The organism is Kitasatospora sp. UYEF31, from assembly GCF_057291755.1.
On record NZ_JBXAWK010000001.1, the window covers coordinates 150,375 to 170,912 of the forward strand.

Annotated in this window: 14 protein-coding genes and 3 tRNA genes; 15 read left to right on the forward strand and 2 right to left on the reverse strand. The window is 70.6% G+C overall.

Annotated features, from left to right (window positions below; all coding sequences use genetic code 11):
- The first annotated feature begins 7 nt into the window (after positions 1–7).
- The 13 genes from AC0Z36_RS00710 to AC0Z36_RS00770 all read left to right on the forward strand — a co-directional run bounded on the left by AC0Z36_RS00710 (position 8) and on the right by AC0Z36_RS00770 (position 17,258).
- Positions 8–850 carry a DUF4132 domain-containing protein gene (locus AC0Z36_RS00710; protein ID WP_485460607.1) on the forward strand — a complete coding sequence of 281 codons (843 nt, stop codon included), beginning with the start codon at positions 8–10 and terminating at the stop codon, positions 848–850.
- The gene (locus AC0Z36_RS00715; RefSeq protein ID WP_485460608.1) at positions 847–5,805 is read left to right on the forward strand and encodes a hypothetical protein; all 4,959 of its coding nucleotides are present in this window, start codon (positions 847–849) and stop codon (positions 5,803–5,805) included. Before AC0Z36_RS00710 ends, AC0Z36_RS00715 begins: the two co-directional genes overlap by 4 nt.
- Positions 5,802–6,956, forward strand: a complete 1,155-nt coding sequence (locus AC0Z36_RS00720) for an ATP-binding protein (RefSeq protein WP_485460609.1) — start codon at positions 5,802–5,804, stop codon at positions 6,954–6,956. Before AC0Z36_RS00715 ends, AC0Z36_RS00720 begins: the two co-directional genes overlap by 4 nt.
- The gene (locus AC0Z36_RS00725) at positions 6,943–10,449 is read left to right on the forward strand and encodes a DUF5682 family protein (protein ID WP_485460610.1); all 3,507 of its coding nucleotides are present in this window, start codon (positions 6,943–6,945) and stop codon (positions 10,447–10,449) included. The genes AC0Z36_RS00720 and AC0Z36_RS00725 overlap by 14 nt, the downstream gene beginning before the upstream one ends.
- The gene (locus AC0Z36_RS00730; RefSeq protein ID WP_485460611.1) at positions 10,446–12,197 is read left to right on the forward strand and encodes a hypothetical protein; all 1,752 of its coding nucleotides are present in this window, start codon (positions 10,446–10,448) and stop codon (positions 12,195–12,197) included. The genes AC0Z36_RS00725 and AC0Z36_RS00730 overlap by 4 nt, the downstream gene beginning before the upstream one ends.
- A gap of 165 nt (positions 12,198–12,362) precedes the next feature.
- Positions 12,363–12,435, forward strand: a tRNA-Thr gene (locus AC0Z36_RS00735).
- Between the two features lie 49 nt (positions 12,436–12,484).
- Positions 12,485–12,560: transfer RNA gene (locus AC0Z36_RS00740), tRNA-Met, on the forward strand.
- A 76-nt stretch (positions 12,561–12,636) separates the two neighbouring features.
- Positions 12,637–12,801 carry a 50S ribosomal protein L33 gene (gene rpmG, locus AC0Z36_RS00745; protein WP_485460612.1) on the forward strand — a complete coding sequence of 55 codons (165 nt, stop codon included), beginning with the start codon at positions 12,637–12,639 and terminating at the stop codon, positions 12,799–12,801.
- 241 nt (positions 12,802–13,042) lie between these two features.
- The gene (locus AC0Z36_RS00750) at positions 13,043–13,495 is read left to right on the forward strand and encodes an FAS1-like dehydratase domain-containing protein (protein ID WP_485460613.1); all 453 of its coding nucleotides are present in this window, start codon (positions 13,043–13,045) and stop codon (positions 13,493–13,495) included.
- A gap of 4 nt (positions 13,496–13,499) precedes the next feature.
- Positions 13,500–13,940 (forward strand): MaoC family dehydratase, encoded by a 441-nt coding sequence (locus AC0Z36_RS00755; protein ID WP_485460614.1) that lies wholly within the window; start codon positions 13,500–13,502, stop codon positions 13,938–13,940.
- Positions 13,941–13,976: 36 nt separating this feature from the next.
- The gene (locus AC0Z36_RS00760) at positions 13,977–15,032 is read left to right on the forward strand and encodes a UDP-N-acetylmuramate dehydrogenase (RefSeq protein ID WP_485460615.1); all 1,056 of its coding nucleotides are present in this window, start codon (positions 13,977–13,979) and stop codon (positions 15,030–15,032) included.
- A gap of 75 nt (positions 15,033–15,107) precedes the next feature.
- Complete coding sequence (locus AC0Z36_RS00765; protein WP_485460616.1) at positions 15,108–15,695, forward strand: TetR/AcrR family transcriptional regulator; 588 nt, start codon at positions 15,108–15,110, stop codon at positions 15,693–15,695.
- Between the two features lie 126 nt (positions 15,696–15,821).
- Positions 15,822–17,258: a DHA2 family efflux MFS transporter permease subunit gene (locus tag AC0Z36_RS00770; RefSeq protein ID WP_485460671.1), complete on the forward strand. Its 1,437-nt coding sequence runs from the start codon at positions 15,822–15,824 to the stop codon at positions 17,256–17,258.
- Between the two features lie 67 nt (positions 17,259–17,325).
- On the opposite strand, the gene AC0Z36_RS00775 is transcribed toward AC0Z36_RS00770, so the two are convergent.
- The gene (locus AC0Z36_RS00775) at positions 17,326–18,345 is read right to left on the reverse strand and encodes an adenosine deaminase (protein WP_485460617.1); all 1,020 of its coding nucleotides are present in this window, start codon (positions 18,343–18,345) and stop codon (positions 17,326–17,328) included.
- 168 nt (positions 18,346–18,513) lie between these two features.
- Positions 18,514–19,755: a pyridoxal phosphate-dependent aminotransferase gene (locus AC0Z36_RS00780; protein WP_485460618.1), complete on the reverse strand. Its 1,242-nt coding sequence runs from the start codon at positions 19,753–19,755 to the stop codon at positions 18,514–18,516.
- Between the two features lie 213 nt (positions 19,756–19,968).
- Between AC0Z36_RS00780 and AC0Z36_RS00785 the strand changes: the two genes are divergently transcribed.
- Positions 19,969–20,041 (forward strand) — tRNA-Trp (locus tag AC0Z36_RS00785).
- 131 nt (positions 20,042–20,172) lie between these two features.
- Positions 20,173–20,481, forward strand: a complete 309-nt coding sequence (gene secE, locus AC0Z36_RS00790) for a preprotein translocase subunit SecE (RefSeq protein WP_485460619.1) — start codon at positions 20,173–20,175, stop codon at positions 20,479–20,481.
- The last annotated feature ends 57 nt before the right edge of the window (positions 20,482–20,538 follow it).

The following is a 20,538-nucleotide window of genomic DNA, read 5'->3' on the forward strand; positions in this document are numbered from 1 at the left end:
TGTCGGCATGGGCTGGGTGCGCACCGGCGACTACGAAGTCGCGCTGGAAGACGGACACGTCGTCTGTCGCAACAAGGCCGGCAAGCGGCTGAAATCCGTGCCGCCGAAACTCAAGGACGACCCGGCGGTCCTCAGCCTGTGGCAGCTGACCGACTGGCTGCAACGGCATGAACGTGAATGCTTGGAGAACGTCGAGCGGTGGATGGTCCGCTCACTGCCGGTCCCGGCCGCGCTGCTCGCCCAGGTCTGGGCCGATCCCGCCTGGCGGACGGTGCTGCGCGACCTGGTGGTCGACGTGGAGGGAACAGCCGGTTTCCTGCGTGACGCCGACGCGGAGCGCGGCGTCGGCGTGGTCGATCTGGACGGGGACACCGTACGGATCACTGCGGACGTCGTGCGGATTCCACACCCGGTGCTCCTGGCGGACCTCGCCGACCTGCGCGAGTTCGCCGTCGAGCTGGGCGTCGAACAGCAGGCCGGGCAGTTGTACCGCGAGGTGTGGACCAAGCCCGCTGACCTAGATCCACAGAGCACCGCCGTGTGGGAGTTCAACGGCGGCCACTACGCCCAACTGCGCTTCCTGCTCGCCCGCACGACACAGCACGGTTACGCAGTCCGGGGTGGCGACGCGGTGTGCACCACGGTCGAGGACGGTCGTGCCGTCGAGACCCGCATGTGGCTCGGCGACCACGATCCGTACTACGAGACGGAGACCGGGGCGTTGTCCTGGTACGCCGCGGGGAAGCAGTTGAAACTCGCCGACGTCGGGCCTGTCGCCTGGTCCGAAGGCATGCGCATGGGGGCCGTGCTGTTCGCCGGCCGTGAAGCAGAGAAAGGCGCGGCGGCATGAATGACGCACTGTTGGACGCGGGCGCGGTGCTACTGCCCGGCACGGCGTCCGGCGACGACGTGGACGGGCTGACTGCTCGCACCTACGGCCACCTGGCACTGGGCGGACGACGAATAGTCCGGCTGGTCCCGCAGACCCTGGGCGACGCCGAGGACCTGGCCGCCGGGTTCCTCGGGCTCGAACGCGAAGGCGAACCGGTCGAGGTCGGCCAGGTCCGCCGTGAGTCCCTCGGCTTCCCCGCGTGGGCGCTGGTCAACGACCCGGCCAACGGGCACCATGCGCTCGCGCTGGTCCCGGACATCGAACGGCTCGACCGGCAGGCGAAGAACAAGCCGGGGCACGCCAGGGACGGTTTCGACGAACTGGGCCGTCGGCTCGGGCGGGCCGTGCCGCATTTTCTACCGACGTTCTATGAGCAGGCCGCGCGCATCTTCCTCGCGCACGACAACGCGACCTACGCGGCGACCTTCTTCGGCAAGGCCCGTGAAGCCGAGCGGGTGCACAACCTCCCCGTCGACGAGGACCGGCTGCGCGCGGTGTTCCTGGAGTTCGCCTTCGCCGGGGCGCTCACCGTAAAGGCGCTGAAGGAGTACGCAAAGGACCTGACCCGCCGCGTCGGACCGGCGCAGGCGTGGCCGCAGTTCCGGCGACTGTGCCTGGAGCGCTGCACGGCGGGGATGCCGCCGTTCGCGGGGCTTGCTGAGGACGCCCGCTCGATGATCAAAGCGAGTGGGCTCAACGTTGATGCCGAACAGCAGGCATTCATCAAGGAGTTGCTGGCCGCGCCATCAGTCGCGCGGGCTCCGCTGACGTTCTGGAAGGCGACCCGGCAGCCGCTGTCCGCGATGGCCGTGACAGATGGCGGGATCAAAAACCGGCTCCTGGAACTCATGCCGAACCCGCCGGGTTACGGGAACGCGGCGGAGACCGAGGCATTGTGGCTCGAACTGCTGACGTCCACCGGTGCCGAGGAACCGCTCACGTCCACCAGCGCCGAAGAGCTCCCGACCTCCACCGGCGCCAAGCACCCGCCCACCGGCGAGCCCCCCGTGCCAGGCCGCGCCGCCGAGTGGCTGGTCCGCTGGCTGGGGCAGTACCGCCCGCAGGGCTGGACGACCGGGACCCGCGTGCTCGCGGCGCGGATGATCCCGCGGCTCAAGGCAGACGGCGTTCCCGTCCAGCTGATCGGTCAGCGGGCTACGGACATCGACCTCATCGACGGGTTCCTGGCGGCGGGTGTCCCGCTGGCCGACCCGCCGTCCGGTACCCACCTCACTCTCGGCGCCTGGCTCACAGACGGCAGGACGGACCACCAGGACCTCGTCGCGATCGCCGCCGACCAACGGTTCTATCCGCTACTGAAGGACGCCGTCGGTGCCTTCCGCAGCAGCGCGGACGCCCAGGACCTGATCGGGCAGATAGCAGGGCACCCGCTGCTCGGTGGCATCCTCGTCGACTGGCTGGACACCCAGGCGACCGCCCTGGAGCAGGCTGAGGGCATCCCGGCCACTGACGAAATCCTGGACCGGATGCGTCCGTTCGCCCGGGTCTGCGGTGAGATCGCCCCGCAGACCACAGCCCGCGTCCGGGCGGTCTCCGCTGTGCCGCGACTCGCCCGCACGCTGCGCGCCGGCATCTTCGACGAGCTCGGCTGGCAGGCGCTGGAGGAAGCGGTCGAACGGCTGGGCGGGCCCGTACGGGACTACTTCGAATCCTGGCCGGAGCTCATCCTCAGCACTGCCGACAAGGCCGTGGTGGTCGGCCCCCGTGGTGTCCTGCTCGAACACGAACTGCGCATTCCCGCGCACCAGCGGGCCAAGTCACACCCCTGCTTCCGCTACGTCGACGGTGAGCTGCTGGTCACCTGGTGGGTCCGCGAAGACGCCACGCAGCGGGCGTACTGGTCGAACCGGCCGACCGAGGTCTTCACCCTCGGCGGCGACTCCTTCCGGGACGGCCGTTCGGGCGGTCAACCACAGTCTGTGCCGCTGCCAGGCGGGGGGCGGACCACGGGCGGCCGGGCCGTCCACGCCGGGGACACCGTGTGGCCCCGGGAGAGCCGCATCATCACTGACGGCACGTCGTACTGGGCGCTTGAAACCCCTGGATCCGGCCGGACCTGGGTCGAATACGACCCGGCCACCGGGGCCAGGGGCCGCGCGTCGCTGCCGGGTTTCCTCGCCGCGGCGGTGGCCGACGGCGGCACGCTCCTGCCGCACGCCTGCGAGCTCCTCCCGGTGCAACCGGGCCTGGAGGGAAGCCCGTTCGGCACCGGCGGCGGGCTCCTGGGCTGCTGGGCCCGCCGGGACGGCGACACCGTCACCGCGGGCACGACCGATGGAAACACCGTCCGCATGTCCGCCGCCACGCTCGTTCCGGAGAACTCGTGGGAGGCCGACGCCACACCGTTGGGCGCGCTCCGGCTGCCCGGGGGAGCGGCCCCTGTTGTCACACGCAGCGCAACCGGAACCCTGCGCCTGTGGGACGGCGCGACCGCGCTCAGCGTCATCGACGGCGGGAACGACTTCCGGGCCGGCACACACCTCCTGCCGCACCACGCCTTCTGGCACGCGATGAGCCCCCGCGACGAGGCTGGTTCGACTGTGCTGCGGGCCGTCACCGACGAGCAGGCGGCAGCAATGCTGACCGCGGCGACCCGGATCCATCAGGACGCCGTCGCAGCCGAGAAGGCCGTACCAAAAGACGTCAAGGAACGGCCCGGACGCGACCCGCTGCCCCGTGCGGCGGTCCTCGCCGGGATCACCCACGACCGGCTGACCCTGGGCGTCGCCGGCATCGTCCGCGCCGCCCGCCGGACCGCCGACCGGCTGGCCGCGTTCGGTGTGCCGGAGAAGCAGAGCGGGGAGTCGAAACCCGTCGTCTTGGTGGGCACCGGCGTCCCGAACGCATACGACGACGTCATCCGCGCGGCTGTCCAGGGCCTGACCGAGCTTTCCTCCCACAGCTACTACGGCTCCGCCCACCGGTGGACGATCCTGCCGCAGATCTATGCGGTCAAGGCGCTCCTCGACGGCCGGGAATGGCCAGAGGGATGGGCGGACGGCCCCGTCGGGGCGGTGCCGAAGTGCGACCAGGGCTGGCTGCCGATGCTCGGGATCCAAGGCCAGATGGCCGTCCGGGCCGCCCTGCCGGGCTGCTCCGACGAACACCGTGACGCGCTGCTCTCCGTCCTGGAGGCATTCGACTCAGGGGTGTTCGCCCGGCCCGACGGAATGATCCGCACGGTCGTCCTGAGCGAGGATCCCCGTACGAAGAACCGCGTCGGACAGGTGCTGCGCAACGGCGACCGCACGATCGTCTTCCTGTGGAAGGCGCAAACCCGTTACGGCTGGAACCGCGAGCAGGAACTGGGCCGCTGGGAGGTGCTGGACCACGACCCGTCCGGGAAGTTCGAGGGCGTCGCCGGGTTCACCGTCGAGAGCGAGACACGTTTCACCCGGGAGTCCGGGGGGCGCCCCCCGGGCGGGCAGAGCGCGGACACGACCCCGGCGGAGGACGTGCGGGCCCTCGTCCGGCTGACCCGCGAGCACGGAGGTTCCCCGTGGCGCCCCGGGCTGGACACGGAGTTCGCCGAAGCGACGGGGCTCACTCGAGTCGAGGCCGCCCTGCTGCTCGCCGGACTGCCGGCGCACGACTCGTACAACGACAAGACCGACTTCGGCTGCGACCTCGTCCGCGCGACGACCGGCTGCCAGTCCGTCGAAGTCGAGATAGCCCGCAACCTGCTTTCGCGGCGGAGCGGTGTGCACCGGGACGCAACGCTCGACGCGCTCGTCCCCGCCGAGCCGGAACAGCTGTGGACCGCAGGGCCCGACATCGCCGCCGCGGCAGCGGTCTGGACGCAGCACTTCGGGCGGCTCGTCCGGCTGTCCGACGAGGTGGCCCGGGAGCTGAAGGCGGCGGGTGGCAGCTCCTACTACGGCACGAAGCCCAGCGTCCACACGGCCGACGCGCTGCTCAACCCGGCCCACGAGCGGTGGATCACCGGGACGAGCAAACATCGCCCCGACGCCGACGGCGAGCTGACCGCCGAAGACCCCACGACGGTCCCGGGCGACCTGCGCGGTGCCGTCGACACGATCAGGTGGCTGGCCTACCGACTGCCCTACGGTGACGGGCTGCGGGCCAAGCTGGCCGATGCGGTGACGGCGCTGCGGACCAGGATCGCCGACCCCGGTCTGTGGCTGTGCGCGGGCAGCACGACCACAGACGATTGGGTGTCGCTGCGGCTCGCCGCCGGGCTGCCGGAGACCGGGGGTGAGGGCGCCGACGACCTGGTCCGCATCAGCGACGCGCTGCTGCTGGTCCGGGCCCGGTACGGCTCACGGGTCCTGCATTTCCGTCCCGCCGCCTTCAGTGGCCCTGACGATCCGGAGCTGGCCCGGCTGCTGAGCCTCACGGACCGCACCGACCTCGACGTGGTGCACACCCTGCTCGGCGACGGCCTCGACCGGCTTCTCGAACAAGACGGAGGGTTCACCGGCTACCCACAGGACCCGACACTGTCGGTGCCCGTGCTGGTCCAGGAAGTCGAGACGGCGTACGGAATCACTACGGACGCGGCGGCCCTTTACCTCCAACTGCTCACCCTGCCGGACCCGAGCGACCGCAACGTGGCTCGCTGGACCAGTTGGAAGCCCGCCAGGCTCAAGAAGTCCCGCACCGAACTCGCCGCCACCGACCTGGTGGTCGAGGCCAAGCGCGCCCGTGCCGGGCGCACCCTGTTCCTGCCCGGCGGCTGGCACGCGCACAAGAACCCCGCGCCGCCGGTCGAGACGTGGAAGGACGGCCATTGCCGGGTGCTCAACGACACGCCGCTCCTGGTCCGTACGCCCGTCGCGGAGCTGTTCCGGCAGGCCTGGCAACGGGTCAACGACGGAGACGCGCCCGGTCTGGAAGAACTGAAGACGACACCCAGGAAGGGCCGCAAGTGAGCACGGCACAGCAGACCGCAAAGCAGACAGCCCAACAGCCCGCCCAGCAGATAGTCCCGCCCGAGGAGAAGTTCGCCGCGGAGCTGGAGTTCCTCGCCGCGTACGACACAGGGCCGCGCCCGCCTGGCTGGCGGCTGACCCCGCAGGCCGTTGTCATCTTCGTGATGGGCAGCGAGGGAGCCTTGACGGCCGGCCGTACAAAACTGGCGATCAGTCAGAAGTTCGTCGGCGAACGCTCGTTGGTCGAACGCTGCGTCGTGACACTCGCAGGGGAGCGCGGCCTGCTGATCGTCGGCGAACCGGGCACGGCCAAGTCGATGCTGTCCGAGCTCCTTGCCGCAGCGGTCTGCGGGACCAGCTCGCTGACCGTCCAGGGGACAGCGGGCACCACGGAGGACCAGCTCAAGTACGGCTGGAACTACGCCCTGCTGCTCGCCCAGGGCCCCAGCCGGGCGGCCCTCGTCCCGTCGCCGGTCCTCACCGCGATGACCACCGGCGCGGTGGCCCGGGTCGAGGAGGTCACCCGCTGCCTGCCCGAAGTCCAGGACGCCCTGGTTTCCCTGCTGTCCGAACGGCGCATCTCCGTACCGGAACTCGCGGGAACCGCCGAAGCGCAGCTGTACGCAGCCCCGGGCTTCGCGCTGATCGCCACCGCCAACCTGCGGGACAAGGGCGTCAGCGAGATGTCGGCCGCGCTCAAACGGCGCTTCAACTTCGAGACCGTCGGCCCGATCGCCGACCTGGACGCCGAGACCGACCTGGTCCGCCGCCAGGCGACGATCACGGTCGAACGCACGGGTGCGGCCTACGCGGTGGACGACGCTGTCCTGGAGGCCCTGGTCACCGCGTTCCGGGATCTCCGTACGGGACGCTCGGCGGAGGGCTGGGAGGTGGAGCGGCCGTCCACGGTGCTCAGCACCGCGGAAGCGGTTGCGGTGGCCGGCGCCCTGGGGCTCGCCTCCGCGTACTTCCCGTCGGACCGGGACGTGCTCGGGCTGCTGCCCGGCCACCTCCTCGGAGTCGTCCGCAAGGACGACCCGGCCGACGCGGCCCGGCTCCTGGGCTACTGGGACGGTGCGGTCCGTCGCCGCGCCGAGCTGGGTTCGGCGACCTGGCGCACGCTGTGGGACCTGCGCGATGTCCTGGCCTGAGGAACTCCGCGACGTCGACACGCTGGTCGCCTGCGAGGCGCCCCACCTGATCGGCGTCCGCCACCACTCCCCGGCCCTCGCCGCCGCCATGCCGGCAATCCTCGAAGCCGCACAACCCGACGTGCTCCTGGTCGAACTCCCCGTGGAGATGCAGCCCTGGCTGGAGTGGCTGGCCCATGAGGATACGAAGGCCCCCGTCGCCCTGGCGGGGGTCGGCCCGTACGGCCTCGGCTTCTATCCCTTCGCCGACTTCTCCCCGGAGCTGGCGGCGCTGCGCTGGGCGGCCCGGCACGGGGTGCCCGCCCGCGCGTGCGACCTGCCGCTCGCCCTGCGGGCGGAAGACACTGCGCCTTCCCGGGGGACAACCCCAAAACCCCCCGGTGAAGCTGCGCTTTCCCGGCGAACGCACCCCGGCTCATCGCATCAGGACGTCGTACGGTCGACCCTCCACGCGGCGCTGCGCAGGAGGGCGTCCGGGCGGGACGACGATCTGTGGGACCGCCTCGTCGAAGCCCCGGCTCCAGGTTCGACGCCGGAACAGCTGCGCCGGGCCGCGCTCGCCGTCGGCTGGGCGCTGCGGCAGGACGGCCGGACCACCGGACAGGACCTGCGCCGTGAAGCGTGGATGCGGCAGTGCGTCCGGGAGGCCGGGGAGGTCAGGGTCGCCGCCGTCGTGGGATCGTTCCACGCCGCCGCGCTGCTCGACCTCACCCGCCCCGAACCCGACCCCGAACCCGACCCCGAACCCGACCCCGAATCCGAACAACCGCGGATACCGGCGCAGGCAGACGTCACCACCTCCCTCATCCCGTACACCCACGCACTCCTCGACAGCCGCTCCGGCTACCCGGCGGGCATCAGGGACCCGGAGTGGCAGCAGGAGGTCTACGAAGCTGCCGGCGACCCTGCCGCCGTCCATGAGGCACTGACCCGTACGGCGGTGCGTATCTGCGCCGAACTGCGCGCCCTCGGCCACCCCTCCGGGCCGCCGGACGCCCGCGAACTGGTCCGTGTGTCCGGTGACCTCGCCCGGCTGCGCGGCCTGCCCGCACCGGGGCGCGGCGAGCTCGTCGAAGCTGTCGAAACCGTCCTCACCCACGGCGAAACCCTGGGCCGGGGAAGGGCGGTGGCCAAAGCGCTGGAGCGCGTACTCGTCGGCACGCGCGTCGGCCGCCCCACCGCAAAAGCGCCACGCAGCGGCCTGGCTCCGGCCGTCGAGGCCGAACTGCGGGCCCTCAACCTTCCGGGTCCGCATGACCCGACAGTCCGCGAACTGCGTCTCGACCCGCTGCGCGGTGGCCAGGACCTGCGCCGCGAGGTCCTGCTCCAACAGCTGACGACCTGTCGGATTCCGTACGGGGAAAGGCGCGACGTGCAAGGCGTCGGGGGAACCGAAGCCCTCGGCAGCCGTTGGACCCTGACGTGGACCCCGACGGCTGCCGCAATGCTGGAGTTCGCGGGGATGCGCGGCGTGACCGCCGCACAGGCAGCGGAAGGCGTCCTCCGCGAGCAGCGCCACCGGGCCCGCGCCGACGGTGGCCCGACCGCGGGCCAGCTGCTCAACGCCCTTGAACAAGCGGCTTCCTGCGCACTTCCCGGCCTGACTGCCGAATTGCTCAATGACGTACGGGAATCCCTCCCGGCAACCGGCACTCTCCCCGAACTGCTCCAGGCGGCCGCCCTGGTGGACCGGCTGCGCAACGGCCACATCGCGGGGCTTGCGGCCCGGCCCGAAGCCGGCCCGGTGCTCGACGACCTCGCTGCCGCAGCCGTCCGCGCCCTCGACGGGCTGACCGGCTCCGAAGACCTGGACGACGCCCGTGCGTTGGCCGAACTCGCCCGCCGCGCCGACGTGTCCGGCGGAGTCCGCCTCGCCGACGCCCTCGCCCGCCTGTCCGCCGACGGATCGCCGCTGATGCGCGGCGCGGCGGGAGCCGTGCGAACCCTCCTCGGGCAGGAGGACGCCGCCGTCTTCGGCACCCGCATCGCCTCATGGGTCGATACCGCCACCACTCCGGAAGCCCGCCGTGCGCTCACCGGAAACCTCACCGGCCTGCTCATCGCGGCAGGCCCGCTGCTCGACGCCGCAGCCGACGCCCTCACTCCCCTCCTCGACCGGATCAGCGCACTGCCCGACGGGGAGTTCCTGCCGCGACTCCCGGCACTACGTGGCGGATTCGACGCGCTCAGCCCGGCCGCCCGGGACCGCCTGTGCGCGGTGGTAGAGGAGCAACTCGGCGGTCGCATCGGCCTGGAGACCGACCCGGCGGCGCTAGCCGCTGCGACGTGTGCCGACCAGGCCGCCCGGGCCCTGCTTTCCTCGCGCGGACTGCTCCCTGATGAAACATCAGAACTGATTCAGCCCGAACCGACCACAAAACCCTACGGGCGTCACTCGATAACCCCGCCCGACCGCTGGCGTCTCATCCTCGGCCGTCGGAGCCGCGAACTCGACGGCCCCGCCCGGCAACTCGCCACCGCCCTCGACGAGTTGTACGGCACCGGGCGCGGGGAAGGCTCCCGGGGCGACCTGGGCGTCGGAGCCTCGCGTGAACGCTCCTACCCGGGCGTCCGCGAATGGTCCACGGACCTCGCCGACCTGTTCGGTGAGAACGTGCGTGAGGAAGTCCTCGCCGCAGCCGTCGGAGCGGGGCGTACTGACGTGCTCGACAGCCTCGACCCGGCGGCGGTCCGGCCCTCCGTGGACCTCCTGCGGATGATCCTCGCCCACGCTGGCGGCCTGCCGGAAGGCCGTATCGCCAGGCTCCGGCCGCTGGTCGACCGGATCGTCGCCGAACTCACCCGCGAACTCGCGACGCAACTCCGGCCCGCGCTCACCGGCATCACCCTGCCCCGGCCGAGCCGGCGGCCCGGCGGCGGCCTGGACCTGGCCCGGACGGTCCGCGCCAACCTCGCCACCGCGCGCCCGCGACCCGACGGCAGCGTCACCCTCATACCCGAACGCCCGGTCTTCCGGACGAAGGCCCGGCGGAGCGCCGACTGGCGGCTGATCCTCGTGGTGGACGTCTCCGGATCCATGGAGGCCTCCACCGTGTGGTCGGCGCTCACCGCGTCGATCCTGGCCGGAGTGCCCGCCCTGACAACCCATTTCCTGGCCTTCTCGACCGAGGTCGTCGACTTCACCGACCACGTCCACGACCCCCTCGGGCTGCTGCTCGAAATCAGCGTCGGCGGCGGCACCCACATCGCGGCTGGCCTGCGCCACGCCCGCGAGCTGGTCACCGTCCCGTCCCGCACGCTCATCGCGGTGGTCAGCGACTTCGAGGAGGGCGGGCCGCTCGGCGGGCTGCTCAGCGAAGTCCGCACGCTCGTCGGCTCCGGCTGCCACCTCCTGGGCTGCGCGAGCCTGGACGACGTCGGAAAACCCCGCTACTCGACGGCGGTCGCGGGGCAACTGGTCGCCGCCGGAATGCCGGTGGCCGCGCTCAGCCCGACCGAACTCGCCCGCTGGATCGGAGAAAAGGTCCGATGACCACGCTGCCTCCCGTCGCCCTCGAAGTGGTGGCGGAGATCGTTGAGGGCTTGTCGCCACGCCTGCGCAAACGACTCGACGCGGCGGTGGTCAAACTCGCCGGAAGGCCGGTCACCGCCGACGGGCAGACCTTCCGGCTCGCTGTGGACGACGAGACGGAACTGACGCTCCTGACAACAGAAGGGGTCGTACGGACGACTGACGCGGTCGTGTGCGGCTGCCTGCTGGCACCGGCCTGCGTCCACCGCGCTGCGGCAGTCTCGGCCGCGCCCGCCCACGCGGGGCCGGCGGAGCCGCCGGAATCCGCAGGGTCGCCGAAATCCGCAGAGCCGGCTGAACCGCTGGTGACGACCGAAGGCCCGGCGGACCCCGTACCGCCCGAGCCGGCTGAAACGCACCCGGCTGTCCACAGCCTGTGGACAGCCGGATCCGCCGTGCTCGACGCCGGAATCCCCGGCGCAGGGGCCGTCCTCCAGGCGGGGCTCCTCCGCGCCGCGCACACCGCCCGCCTCGCCGGGCTGCACCGCGGCTCGGCGGCAGCCGTCCGTACGGTCACCGCACTGCGCTCCGCCCGCGCCGACACTGCCCGGATGCCGCAGGAGGCGGACCCCGGCTTCCGGCTCGCAGACCTCGTGGACGCCCTCCGGGACCTCCTGGACGCCGCCGGCACCGCTGCGGCGGGCACCGCCAGGCAGTCCTACGCGAACGGCGGATCCCTGCGCCTCTACGGCCTGTTCACCGAACCTGTCCTGACCAGCCGCGGTTACGCCGGAGCGGTCACCTACACCGCCGACACCGACGGGCGTGTCCGCACGGTCGGCGACGTCGCCCCCGGCGGTCCCGACCGGGCCGTCGGTGCCGCAGGACGGGCTGTCCGGCTCGGCGACACCGCGATCGACCACCGGTCCCTCGGCCGCCAGGGCCTTGTCCTCTCCGGGGCCACCGTGTCGCCCACCGGCCGGCTCGGCGCGGGCGCCGGAGTCCGCGGGGTCCGGGCCGGGGGAGCGGCCTGGACTGAACCGCCGCTCACGCGACTGTGGGAGACCCCGGTCGCCGAACAGGCGGCCCGCGCCGTCGCAGCCCTCCAGGAAGCACCCGACCAGCGTCCGGCCGGTTCCGACCTCTTGTTCCTCGACGTCACCATCCTCGGACCCGAGGGGGCCGCCACGCTGGCCGACTGCGGCGGCACCACCGTCCACCTGCTCGCCGCACACGACCACCCGGTCCTGGCCTACCGGGACAACCTGCGACTGCTCGCCGCGCGGCCCGGACTCCCCCTCCGGCTGATCGGCCGCCTGGTGCCCGGGGGCAAAGCCGCCGTGCGGGTGCTCGCCGTACGCCTCCCCGACGGAGAGGACCACCTCGACCTCGGCCTGGACCGCCTCCAGCACGCCGATCTGCCCCAGCCGGGCCCCCTCCCGCACCTCCCGGCAGACAGTGCCCCTGACGTGCGCCTGGACCTGCTGACCCGGCACGTGGAACGGGCGGTCGCCGGCGGGCGCCGGGTCCTCGCCCTGTCCGCCGTCTCGGCGGGCGCCGACGCCGCACTGCTGCGCCGGAGCGGTCTGCCCACCGGGGCCGCGGTCCTGGACGCCCTGCTCCGGGCCGCCGCCGACCGGGGGCGCGATGTCTTCGGACGGTTGACAGCCGCGGATCCGGACGCTGTGGCGAAGATCTGGTTGGCTGCCGCGCTCTACGCGCAGGCCGCTGCGGCGGACCTGTGCGTCCGCTCCTGGACTCCACGCTGAGCCCTGCGCTCAGCTCTGCGCTCAGCCCTGCGCTGAGCCCGGTGCCGAACCCCGCCGGAAACAGGTGTTTGTGCAGGTGAGACCATGGGTACTACCTCGTGCTGGCAGCTGTTCCGCAATGGATTTCCGTTGCGGGCGGGTGGCCGTGTAAGGTTTTCCCCGTTCGCCCCTATAGCTCAGTCGGTAGAGCGTCTCCATGGTAAGGAGAAGGTCTGCGGTTCGATTCCGCATGGGGGCTCTGGTGAAAAGCTCCAGTCCCGCCTGTGGGGCAGGGCGCAGTTCATCTCAGCGGCGTAGCTCAGTTGGTAGAGCAAGCGGCTCATAATCGCTGTGTCACCGGTTCAAGTCCGGTCGCCGCTACCAAGGAAGCCGGTCGAGGGAAACCTCGCACCGGTTTGTCTTGCTGAGTTATCACCAATCAACAAGGAAAGGCATTCCCGTGGCTGCCACTGATGTTCGCCCTAAGATCACGCTGGCCTGCGTGGAGTGCAAGCGACGCAACTACATCACCAAGAAGAACCGGCGCAACGACCCGGACCGTCTTGAGATGAAGAAGCACTGCCGTTGGTGCAACTCGCACACCGCGCACCGCGAGACCCGCTGACCTAGCAGGTCCCACAGCAACGACGAGGCCGCTCCCTGTTTTCAGGGAGCGGCCTCGTTCGCGTATCCAGCTCCGTGCTCCGTGCTCCGTGCTCCGTGCTCCGTGCTCCGTGCCCCGTGCCCCGGGCCCCGTGCCCCGGGCACCACGTGCTTTGCCTGGCACCCGGTGCCCCACGCGCCGCGTCCCGGGCCGCTGTGCCAGAGTCCACCTGTGCCCACCCCCGTGTGAAGGAGAGCCGCGCATGCCGCTGGACCCCACGTTCATCGGCCGGACCTACCCGCCCACTGAGGCGTACGAGGTCGGCCGGGAGAAGATCCGCGAGTTCGCCGAAGCTGCGGGCGACACCAACCCGGCGTACAGCGATCCGACCGCAGCCCGGAAGCTCGGCCACAGCGACGTGATCGCCCCGCCCACCTTTGTGGTCATCGTCTCCCTGGACGCCGCCCAGCGGGTCGTCACCGACCCCGAACTCGGCCTCGACTGGTCCCGGGTGGTGCACGGCGAGCAGAAGTTCGCGTACACCCGGCCGATCGTCGCGGGGGACCGCCTGACCGTGGTCAGTACGGTCGAGAACATCAAGTCGCTGGCCGGCAACGACATCGTCACCATCCGCGCGGACATCGCCGACGCGGCCGGCTCGCATGTCGTCAGCGCCTGGTCCACGCTGGTCGCCCGCGCCCCAGAGAAGGTCTGAAGCCATGGCCGCACAGATTTCGTACGACGACGTCGAGGTCGGCACGCTGCTGCCCGCGCAGACCTTCCCGGTCACCCGCAAGAGCCTGGTCGGCTACGCGGGCGCGTCCGGCGACCTGAACCCGATCCACTGGAACGAGACCTTCGCCAAGGGCGTCGGCCTGGAGAACGTGATCGCGCACGGCATGTTCACCATGGCCCAGGCGGTCCGGGTGGTCACCGACTGGGTCGGCGACCCGGCCGCTGTGGTGGAGTACGGCACCAAGTTCACCAAGCCGGTCGTCGTTCCGGACACCACGGGCACTGATGAGCCCGGCGCGCTGATCGAGGTCACCGGCAAGGTCGCGGTGAAGCTCGACGACCGTCGCGTACGGGTCGACCTGACGGTCACCAGCGGTGGCACGAAGGTCCTCGGAGTACCCCGCGCCGTCGTCCAGCTGGTCTGACAGCGGTCACCGTTGATGCCCCCGTACTCTGTGCGGGTGCATCACCATGACGATGAGCCCCTGGCCCCCCTGACCACTCTGCGTCTGGGCGGCCCGGCCCGGCGCTACTACAAGGCCGCCACTACGGCCGAGGTCGTGTCCGTGGTGCGCGACGCCGACGACCACGGCACGCCGTTGCTGATCCTGGGCGGCGGCAGCAACCTGGTGATCGGCGACGACGGCTTCGACGGTGTCGTCGTGCGGATCGCCACCGCGGGCCTGACGATAGACGCCGACGGCATGCTCAGCGTCGACGCCGGTGTGGTCTGGGACGACGTGGTGACCAAGGCCGTCGACGCGGGACTGGCCGGGATCGAGTGCCTGGCCGGCATTCCGGGCCGCACGGGGGCGACCCCGGTGCAGAACGTCGGCGCGTACGGCCAAGAGGTCGCGGAGACGATCGTGCTGGTCGAGGCGTACGACCGCGAACGCAAGTCGATGGTCATGCTCGACCCGTCGGAGTGCGGCTTCACCTACCGGCACAGCATCTTCAAGAACAACAGCCGCTATGTCGTCCTGCGGGTGCACTTCCAGCTGACTGACCAGGGTGGTCTGTCCGCCCCGGTGAAATACGGCGAGCTGGCCGCCACACTCGGAGTTGAGACGGGCGGGCGGGTGCCGGTCGCCGCCGCCCGCGAGGCCGTTCTGGAGCTCCGTCGCGGCAAGGGCATGGTCCTGGACGCCGACGACCACGACACCTGGAGTGCCGGGTCGTTCTTCACGAACCCGATCCTGACTGTGGATCAGTTCGCCGAACTCGTAGTCCGGGCACAGGGAAAACTCGGCACGGACGTCCGTGTCCCACAGCACCCCGCTGCTGACGGCAGGGTCAAGACCTCGGCCGCGTGGCTCATCGACAAGGCCGGCTTCACCAAGGGCCACGGCACCGGACCGGCGCGGATCTCCACCAAGCACACCCTGGCGTTGACCAACCGCGGCGCGGCCAAGACCGAAGACCTGCTCGCCCTGGCCCGTGAGGTCCGTGACGGCGTCCGCGACGCCTTCGGCGTCGAACTGGTCAACGAGCCGGTCTTCGTCGGCGTCGAGCTCTAGGCCGGTTCAACGATCGGGAATTCCGTACGGAAGACCCGTTGACACGTCAAGTTAGTGACCGCTAACTTACTGGATATGAGCCCCGCACCTAAAGCTGGCGCCATCCGGATGAGCGCAGACGAACGACGTGTCGACGTCGTCCGTGCCGCACTGTCCGAGTTCGCCGTCGGTGGTTTGCACGGCACGTCCACCACCACCATCGCCAACCGGGTCGGGGTGTCTCAGCCGTACCTGTTCCGGCTGTTCCCGACCAAGAAGGCACTGTTCCTCGCCGCGATCGAGCTGTGCACGGCGAGGGTTGAGGACTGTTTCACCAAGGCAGCCGAAGGGCTGCGCGGCCACGAGGCCATGCACGCCATGGGCCGGGCGTACGGGCAGCTTCTCGCCGCGGACCGCGAAACGCTCCTGATGCAGATGCAGCAGTACGTCGCCTCCGCGCAGGACCCGGAGATCCAGGCGATCGCCCGGGTCAGCTGGGAGCGGATGCGCGGCACCGTCCAGGAACTGTCCGGTGCCGACGACGACGAGGCCGTCGGCTTCATGGCCATGGGCATGATGTGCAATGTGGTCGCCGCGCTCGACCTGCCCGCCGAGCGCTACGACCTGGGCCCCAAGGCGCACGGTGAACACCCGCACTGCCCGATGTGCATGCAGCGGCACTGAACGATCCGATCGCACTGCCTGAGCAGAGCTTTCGTCCGAGAAGACAAGTTAGTTACCAATAACTAGCAAGGGGGAGTCGTGACCACGACCGGAGCAGGCACCAAGACCCAGGCGCCGCGCAAAGCCATGTGGACGCTGATAATCACCGGTGCGGCCGTCTTCATGGCCGGCCTGGACAACCTGGTCGTCACGACCGCTCTGCCGTCCATCAAGGCGGACTTCGGCGCGGGCATCGAAGAGCTCGAATGGACGGTCAACGGCTACACCCTCACCTTCGCGGTCCTCCTGATGCTCGGCGCGGCCCTGGGGGACAGGTTCGGCCGCCGCAAGATGTTCACCTTCGGCCTCGCGGTGTTCACCGCGGCCTCGGCCCTCGCCGCGATCGCGCCGGGCAGCGGCGCGCTGATCGCCGCCCGCGCCGTCCAGGGCGTCGGTGCCGCCGCCCTGCTGCCGCTCAGCCTGACCCTACTCACTGCCGCCGTGTCAGCGGAGAAGCGTGCGGTCGCCCTGGGCGTCTGGGGCGGCATCAACGGTCTGTCCATCGCGGTCGGCCCGCTGGTCGGTGGCGCGATCGTGGAGCACGGCTCCTGGCAGTGGATCTTCTGGCTGAACGTACCGATCGGCCTGGCACTGCTGCCGCTCGCCTGGACAAAACTGGCCGAGAGCAAGGGTGCGAACCCGCGGCTCGACCTTGTCGGCACAGGACTGATCAGCCTGGGCCTGCTCGGCATCGTATTCGGCCTGGTGCGCGGCCACGGCGACGGCTGGACCAGCGCCCATGTCGCCGGCCCGATCGTGGCCGGAGCCGTCCTCGTGGGGGCCTTCGTGGTCTGGGAGCGCCGGGTGGCCCAGCCGATGCTGCCGATGCACTTCTTCCGCAACCGCGCGGTGGTGGCTGTGAACGCCTCGGGCCTGCTGATGTTCGCCGGGGTGTTCGGCTCGATCTTCCTGCTCACCCAGTTCTTCCAGGGCGTCCAGGGCTACTCGCCGCTCGAAGCCGGCGTCCGGACCCTGCCGTGGACGGCGATGCCGGTCCTGATCGCGCCGCTCACCGGGTTCCTGTCGGCCCGCTTCGGCGGCAGGACCCTGGTCGTCGCCGGCCTGACGATGTCCGCGACCGGACTGGCCTGGTACGCACTGATCGCCAGCCCGAGCGTGTCCTACGCCGCCCAGGTGCCCGCCCTGGTGCTCTCCGGCGCCGGCATGGCGCTGTACTTCGCACCTACCGCGAACCTGCTGATGGGCGCCGTCCGTCCGGCCGAGCGGGGCATCGCCTCCGGCGCGAACAACGCCCTGCGCGAGCTCGGCGGGGTGCTCGGGATCGCCGTACTGGCCTCGGTGTTCTCCAGCTACGGCGGCTTCACCTCACCGGAGGCCTTCCTGGACGGGCTGACCCCGGCCCTGTGGGTGGGCGCGACCGCCACTGCGCTGGCCGCCGGGTTCGCGCTGCTGCTGCCCCGGCAGGTGAGCCGGGTCGGCACAGCTGCGGTGACCCCGGTTGCGACCCTGGTTGAGACCCCGGTTGCGGCCCCAGTTGAGGCCTCGGTGAAGGTGACCGTCTGACGGCCCTGTGCGCAGAGCCGGTGGGCCGCTCTCACCTTGAGGGTGGCCCACCGGCTCTTCCGTTCCCTCAGTCGAGCCAGTCGTCCACACCGTCGAGCAGCTTCCGCTGGACCTCGAACGGCGCCACCGATCCCAGGATCGACTGCCGGGCCAGCGTGGCGAGTTCGGCGTCCGTGAAGCCGTGGACCGTACGGGCGGTCTCGTACTGCGCCACGAGCCGGGAACCGAACAGGAGCGGGTCGTCCGCACCGAGAGCGATCTGCACTCCGGCGTCGAAGAGGGTCCGCAGCGGCACCTCTCCGGGGTTGTCGTAGACGCCGAGTGCCACATTCGAGGCGGGGCACACCTCGCACACGATGCGCTTGCGGACGACCTCGGCGAGCAGCTCCGTGTCCTCGGCCACCCGCACCCCGTGCCCGAGCCGCCGGGCGCCGAGCAGGTTCACGCACTCCCGGATGCTGCGCGGTCCGTCCAGCTCGCCGCCGTGCGGATCGGCGAACAGACCGGCGTGCCGGGCGATCTCAAAAGCCTTCTCGAAGCTGCCCGCCCGGCCCCGCCGCTCGTCGTTGGACAGGCCGAACCCCACAACACCCCGGCCCGTGTACTGGGCTGCGAGGCGGGCGAGGGTGCGCGCTTCCATCTGGTGTTTCGTCCGGTTCGCCGCGATGACGACGGCGATCCCGACACCGGTCTCCCGGGTCGCGGCCTCAACCGCGTCCAGGATGGTCTCCACGGCCGGTGTCAGACCGCCGAGCCGGGGGGCGTACGACGTGGGGTCGACCTGGATCTCCAGCCATCCTGAGCCCTCCGCCCGGTCGTCCTCGGCGGCCTCCAGGACCAGCCGGTGCACATCGCCGGCAGTGCGGACACACGACCGGGCGATGTCGTACAGCCGCTGGAAGCGGAACCAGCCGCGTTCGTCGGTCGCCCGCAGCTTCGGCGGAGTGCCCGAGGTCAGCACGTCGGGCAGGTGCACGCCGTACCGGTCGGCCAGGTCGAGCAGCGTCGACGGTCTCATCGAACCGGTGAAGTGCAGGTGGAGATGGGCCTTGGGGAGTAGGGACACGTCACGCACGCGCTGATCCATCCCCCGATGATGACCGATCGGGCCGGCGAGCCGGGGGCGTTGGGCATCCGTAACCCGAACCGGTGATGACAATCGGGTTCTAAGCAGGCAATTCGTCCAGTGGGCGGTACGCCGAAGGCCCGGTCCGCCCTCCCGGGTTCCAGGGACCGGGCCTTCAGCGTGGAAGGGCTACTTCGCTTCGGAAAGCAGCTGCGCGATGCGCGAGACACCATCGGAGAGGTCGTCGTCGCCCAGGGCGTACGACAGCCGCAGGTAGCCGGGAGTGCCGAAGGCCTCACCAGGCACCACGGCGACCTCGACCTCGTCCAGGATCAGAGCGGCCAGCTCGGCGGAGGTCGCCGGACGCTTGCCGCGGATCTCCTTGCCCAGGACCTCCTTGACCGACGGGTACGCGTAGAACGCGCCCTCAGGCTCGGGGCAGAACACCCCGGGGATCTCGTTGAGCATCCGCACCATCGTGTGGCGGCGCCGGTCGAACGCGGTGCGCATCTCGTGCACCGCCGACAGATCGCCCGTGACGGCGGCCAGCGCGGCCACCTGGGCCACGTTGGAGACGTTGGAGGTGGCGTGCGACTGCAGGTTGGTCGCGGCCTTCACGACGTCTTTCGGACCGATGAGCCAGCCGACCCGCCAGCCGGTCATCGCGTACGTCTTGGCGACGCCGTTGACGATGATGCAGCGGTCGCGGATCTCCGGCACCACGGCCGGCATCGATACGAACTTCGCGTCGCCGTACACCAGGTGCTCGTAGATCTCGTCGGTCAGCACCCACAGGCCGTGTTCGACAGCCCACTTGCCGATGGCCTCGACCTGCGCCGCGGAGTACACCGCGCCGGTCGGGTTCGACGGGGAGACGAACAGCAGGACCTTCGTGCGCTCCGTACGGGCCGCTTCGAGCTGCTCAAGGGACACCAGGTAGCCGGTGGTCTCATCGGCGACGACATCGACCGCCACACCGCCCGCGAGCCTGATCGACTCGGGGTAGGTGGTCCAGTACGGCGCGGGGACGATGACCTCGTCCCCCGGGTCGAGGATCGCGGCGAACGCTTCGTAGATGGCCTGCTTGCCGCCGTTGGTCACCAGCACCTGCGAGGCGTCGACCTCAAGGCCCGAGTCGCGCAGCGTCTTCGAGGCGATCGCGGCCTTCAGCTCGGGCAGGCCCCCGGCGGGGGTGTACCGGTGGTTCTTCGGGTCGCGGCAGGCCTCCACCGCGGCGTCGACGATGTAGCCCGGCGTCGGGAAGTCCGGCTCACCGGCGCCGAAGCCGATCACCGGCCGACCGGCCGCCTTCAGGGCCTTGGCCTTGGCGTCGACCGCGAGCGTCGCGGACTCCGCGATAGCGCCGATCCGGGCGGAGACACGCCGTGCCGTAGGGGAACTGTCGGGGGAGGGGGAGGAAGGAGCCGTCATGGGCAGCATCGTCCCACCCGACCCCGCGAGGAAGCAGCCGGGTTTCACGTACGTGTGGCAACCAGGACCTCGTGTTCGACCTGGGGCCCTACAGCCCGTACACTCATCCACTGGCAGCCAGGCGAGCAACCACTCAACATGGTGGCTCTTATAGACTGTCGGTGAAACACGGTGGGAAACCGCCCGGCCTGTGGGCTAGGTTGGAACCACCGAAGGGTACTAGCTCAATTGGTAGAGCACCGGTCTCCAAAACCGGGGGTTGGGGGTTCAAGTCCCTCGTGCCCTGCGATACACGGACCTCGGTAAGGCCCTCAGGGCCCCCGGGGTCTGTGTGCAGTTCCACGCGTGAAATCCAGTGGCAGCTAGCGCGGCGTCGGCCTTGTCGGCGACCCGCCGGAGCGGATCAGGTGAGGACGAGTGACGGAGGCCTACGGCTCCACGGCCACGCCTGAGCAGGACGATTCCGACGGCGTCCCCCCGGGTAACGGGCGGACACGTCGGACAGTCGGCGGTTCAGGTAAGCCCGAGCAGAAGAAGGGCCCGTTCGCGCGACTGGCCCTGTTCTACCGGCAGGTGATCGCCGAGCTGCGCAAGGTGGTCTGGCCCACACGCGAGCAGCTCCTCACCTACACGTACGTCGTGATCATTTTCTGTCTGGTCATGATTGCGATCGTGTACTTCCTCGACTTCGGATTCGCCAAGGCGGCACTCGCCGTCTTCGGCTAACGCCCGGCGAAGTCGACGGCCGTGTGTCTTCGAGCGGCAAGATCCAGCACTCCATCC